At 30.9% G+C, this 4,304-nt stretch carries 7 protein-coding genes and 1 pseudogene; all 8 read right to left on the bottom strand.

The window, feature by feature from the left end:
- Positions 1 to 264: 264 nt before the first annotated feature.
- Complete coding sequence (locus GQ590_RS11640) at positions 265 to 819, bottom strand: hypothetical protein (RefSeq protein WP_160409207.1); 555 nt, start codon at positions 817 to 819, stop codon at positions 265 to 267.
- 3 nt (positions 820 to 822) lie between these two features.
- A complete protein-coding gene (locus GQ590_RS12955) occupies positions 823 to 1,380 on the bottom strand; it encodes an RHS repeat-associated core domain-containing protein (RefSeq protein ID WP_160409205.1) in 558 nt (185 codons plus the stop codon).
- A gap of 74 nt (positions 1,381 to 1,454) precedes the next feature.
- Positions 1,455 to 1,712 (bottom strand): hypothetical protein, encoded by a 258-nt coding sequence (locus GQ590_RS11650; protein WP_160409203.1) that lies wholly within the window; start codon positions 1,710 to 1,712, stop codon positions 1,455 to 1,457.
- Positions 1,709 to 2,266, bottom strand: coding sequence for a glycohydrolase toxin TNT-related protein (locus GQ590_RS11655; protein WP_160409202.1), 558 nt, complete (start codon positions 2,264 to 2,266; stop codon positions 1,709 to 1,711). Before GQ590_RS11655 ends, GQ590_RS11650 begins: the two co-directional genes overlap by 4 nt.
- A 46-nt stretch (positions 2,267 to 2,312) precedes the next feature.
- Positions 2,313 to 2,666 (bottom strand): hypothetical protein, encoded by a 354-nt coding sequence (locus GQ590_RS11660; protein WP_160409199.1) that lies wholly within the window; start codon positions 2,664 to 2,666, stop codon positions 2,313 to 2,315.
- A gap of 397 nt (positions 2,667 to 3,063) precedes the next feature.
- Positions 3,064 to 3,243, bottom strand: a pseudogene (locus GQ590_RS12960) (RHS repeat-associated core domain-containing protein); the annotation flags it as partial.
- Between the two features lie 47 nt (positions 3,244 to 3,290).
- Positions 3,291 to 3,713: a hypothetical protein gene (locus GQ590_RS11670; RefSeq protein ID WP_160409197.1), complete on the bottom strand. Its 423-nt coding sequence runs from the start codon at positions 3,711 to 3,713 to the stop codon at positions 3,291 to 3,293.
- A gap of 1 nt (position 3,714) precedes the next feature.
- Positions 3,715 to 4,158, bottom strand: a complete 444-nt coding sequence (locus tag GQ590_RS12405) for an HNH/ENDO VII family nuclease (RefSeq protein WP_202112994.1) — start codon at positions 4,156 to 4,158, stop codon at positions 3,715 to 3,717.
- Between the last annotated feature and the right edge of the window lie 146 nt (positions 4,159 to 4,304).

Here is a 4,304-nt window from a genome sequence, read left to right on the forward strand (position 1 = left end):
GGTCCAACATAAGCATTCCCAGCTCGTCAGTAATGGCCTTAGGACGCCGTGCATGCTGATAATGCCATTCATGCAATAAAACATTACCATCCCAAAGATAGCGATAAATCTTGGTGTGGACAATTTTCGCTGTTCTTCTTCCCAATGCGTCGTATTCAAAGCGAATCCATTCCCCTTGTGGGTTGCAAAATTTTTTCCCTTTTTTATTTTGCTTTTGGAACGGAACGTAATTTAAAAAACCGCTTCGAAGAAAGCGTTAGAGTCTTAAACTTCTTTTAGTATGATATTGAAATTATATTCTGTTAGCATCTCTTTCATTTTATCAGTAATTGCATATAGGTTTTTTTCCTCGCTATCACGAGCTATATAAAAGTCCATATTAACTGAACTACTATAAACAGGAATATCTATAATTTTTTCGCCCTCTGACAACTCATAATATTCTGATTTTTCTTTGTCTATTAATTGTATAAAATTTAAAATTCTACCTACATAAAAATCATATATAATATTATTACAGATGACTTTACAGGGAATAAACTCTATATCCTGACTTAACTTGTTGTGCAATGTTTTAACAAATCGTTGAGAAAAAATAGGAACAGGCGAAGAACATTTTAAATAATCAATCTTCACTATATTATTACTGTTATATCCTTGTTGAGCTGTGAAAACGAGTTTTTTATGTTCAAGAAACCTTCTATCATTAAACCCTTCAATGAAATAATTATAATATTTCTCATAATATTTTTCTTTAATGCTCGACAAATCAACAATAGCAAACTCATTTAAAATACTTGTTCTTAATTCATATAACATAATCTAATGACATTTTAATTTACCTGAATTTAACTCGGTTCTTGTGCGGTGTTGTAAATTGTGAATCTCTGTTTGTATCCTCGTTTGACTCCATTTTTCTCTTGTAGCAACCCTTTCAAGAGCATCAAGTCTTTTAGCGATTATATCATTATAATCTGCGTGTTCGGAATTATATCCTTTGTGTAAAGATTTATTTGGATTAGGGTCTATTCCTTTAGTTACTGGTAGATACTTCATATTTGTAGCGCTATTAATATCCAATCCTGATTTTTGGAATAGTGAGTGATTACGTAAACTATACGGTATTATGTGATGTCTTTGATACCCTTGTTTTGTCTGCATCCAAGACGGAAATCTATCAACGGGGTTAGGACTTAACCCAAACGGATCCACCCAAGCATTACTATCATGCACATACGCATAAAAATTCGGATTGTTACCCGCCAGTTTTATGGGATCTTGGCTAATATATAAGCCGGTTTCAGGATTATAATATCGGAAACGATTATAATAAAGCCCCGTTTCAACATCCTCATACTGCCCCAGTTGCCTGAATGGCACAGAGTGCCTGTTTTTGAATTTATACTATTTATTACAAAGCAATGATCAATTGTTTTTTTTGTTGATCATTTTAATCAGATATTTATCCCATATTTTTTTTGATCTAATTTTTGTTCTTTGAATAGTTTAAATAAATAATCACATGCTTCTTCTTCACTATAAAAAACCTTAAATTCATTTTTATTACCTCTTTCATCCAAATAAAAAACTTCATATTTATTATAATTAATACATAAGATTATTCTATCAGGTAATAATTCTCCATTTAAAGAATAACGATCTTCTAGGATTTTAAGATCGTTTAATTTCAATTTTAATTCATTTATTTTCATATTTTAACGATTTCTATTATACCTTTTTTTAATAACGTCTTAACACTTACTGGAGATAAATATTGAGTTCCTAAACCTATTTGATTAAACGCTGGAGCTATAATAGATTCTTTTACTTCAAAAGGCTTTATCACACGATAAACATTGTATGCAGATTTATTACTACTTGGAGGAAGGGCTCTCATATTCATAGGTACTCCTATTGGTGATAAATATTTTCCATATTCACTTCCAAATCTATCTATAAGATCGCCAGGCATTAGAAACTTTGATTTCCATTTTCCTAGAGCACCATTATTAGAAGGCCAATAAGGAGCAATTTCAGTACCCGCTTTTTTTACATTCTTTACGCTACACTCTCTAAGCCCGAACACATCAACCATCGTATTCGAATCATGCACATACGCATAAAAATTCGGGTTATTACCTGCCAGTTTTATGGGATCTTGGCTAATATATAAGCCGGTTTCAGGATTATAATACCTAAACCGATTATAATAAAGCCCTGTTTCTACATCCTCATACTGCCCTAATTGCCTGAAATAACAAGCCAACTTTTTTAGGTTGACTTGTTATTTTATTATTATTTATACTGAATCATTAATTAAGAGGGCTATTGTCAAGAAATCCACTAGAAGATGGGTATTTAGTATAAAAAGATATTTCTTGATTTTCTTCATCTATGTGAGGTAAGAAAATTTTTATGTTTCTATTATCTAAATATAAATTATACTTACTTATTTCTTCTTCAATTTCATCCAAAATAGAAAAAGTTAAGTCATTAACAGCATTTACATATTCATCTAACATAAGAACAAGTTCTTTAGGAAAATTATTTTGAATTATTTTTCCTGAATATAAAAATGGTATTTTTGGATCTTTATAAACTTCAATAAATCCTAGAATTTTGTTATTTCTCTTAGAAATAATATAATCTTTGATATTTTGTTCCATACTATTTAGGGCATTTAAAGTTATCCGATAATTTTTTCAAATTATTATTACTAAATCCATCTGCTCCATCCGGATGTATTAATCTAGCATGCGCATCACCTATACCTTTTGTGGGATTATGAATTACATCAAATCCCGCGTCTCTTATACTTTTTGCATCTATTTCACCTATTTTTCCAGAATTTAGAATTTCATGTAATTTTGAGAACTTCTTTGCGTCAGGAAAAGCATCTCTCATAATTTTAGCGGCTTCTTCTGCTGAATTAGCTCTTATTACAGAAATTCCAGGGGGATCTAATTTTATTTCACCGGATTTTAATTTCAAATTATCTACACCACTTCCTCCAATTCTAAATAATTTAGTATTATCTAGCAATGGCGTTCCGTCTACTAAATCCAACCCAAACGGATCCACCCAAGCATTACTATCATGCACATACGCATAAAAATTCGGGTTGTTACCTGCCAGTTTTATGGGATCTTGGCTAATATATAAGCCGGTTTCAGGATTATAATATCGAAACCGATTATAATAAAGCCCTGTTTCTACATCCTCATACTGCCCTAGTTGCCTGAATTCATCTTCATAATAAAAAACCAACCTGAATGGTTGGCTTTTTATTATCAATTTAATTCAAAGAAATCTTCTAAAAATTCATTAAAACTATTCCATTCTTTATCAAAATTATTATTTTTTAGTTTATCAATATTTCCACCCTCTATGAGTACAACATGCTCATTTTCTTTATTATATAATAAATAATCTTCTGTCTCTAAGTTAATTAATGAAATATACTTTAAAGGAACTTGTTCTTTTTCATGCAATATCTGTGTGACATTATCATCTGTACTTAAATCTGCTGCTATATCATATAGTAAACCATATTTACCATAATATTCATCACTATATTTCGATACAAATTCAAAAAATGCACTATTGGGATTAATGTGGTATTTTAATAAAGCATTTTTAAATTTTTCTTGGTAATCCGGAAGAACAGTACCATATTCTTCATCTAAATAGTTTTTAATATTTTGTTTTAACATATTATTTACATTCTATTTTTAATTTTCTTGTTTCTATTTCAGCATTAGCTCTATCTTTCCAATATTGTTTTCTATCAACATCAAAGGCTTTTCTATCAACTGGATCATACGGATTAAACTTAGTCCCATCAGGATTAGGGGTTACTCTATATGGATGTAAAGCATTTGTATGTCCATATTGCTGATGTGGAGTAGCTGACAATTCAAATAGAGGGCCATGTGCTTGTTGTTTGGAATGATGCAAATTTATAGATTTGCCATCTGCTCCTATAGGAGCTAGTCCCCCTAAAGCTCTATCTAAATTAGTTCTACCTTTAGAATCAATTAAATCCCAATTTACATCTTGTTGGAAAATTTTGTAAGTATACCCTGTTCCTCCTTTACTAGGATCAGGAGCCGTCCAATCAATAACACTAAAGATATCCAACCCGAACACATCAACCATCGTATTCGAATCAAACGTATACGCATAAAAATTCGGGTTATTACCTGCCAGTTTTATGGGGTCTTGGCTTATATAAGTTCCTGTATTACTGTCGTAATACTAGGATCTATTGTATTATAACCTAGCTCTTGATTTATATTATTTCA

It is taken from the genome of Gilliamella sp. Lep-s35 (assembly GCF_009795845.1).
GTDB lineage: Bacteria > Pseudomonadota > Gammaproteobacteria > Enterobacterales > Orbaceae > Gilliamella.

Bases quoted from the DNA above. Each gene is read 5' to 3' on its own strand.
- GQ590_RS11640 (WP_160409207.1), bottom strand. From the start codon at position 819: ATGTTATATGAATTAAGAACAAGTATTTTAAATGAGTTTGCTATTGTT.
- GQ590_RS11650 (WP_160409203.1), bottom strand. From the start codon at position 1,712: ATGAAAATAAATGAATTAAAATTGAAATTAAACGATCTTAAAATCCTA.
- GQ590_RS11660 (WP_160409199.1), bottom strand. From the start codon at position 2,666: ATGGAACAAAATATCAAAGATTATATTATTTCTAAGAGAAATAACAAA.
- GQ590_RS11670 (WP_160409197.1), bottom strand. From the start codon at position 3,713: ATGTTAAAACAAAATATTAAAAACTATTTAGATGAAGAATATGGTACT.
- GQ590_RS12405 (WP_202112994.1), bottom strand. From the start codon at position 4,158: ATGGTTGATGTGTTCGGGTTGGATATCTTTAGTGTTATTGATTGGACG.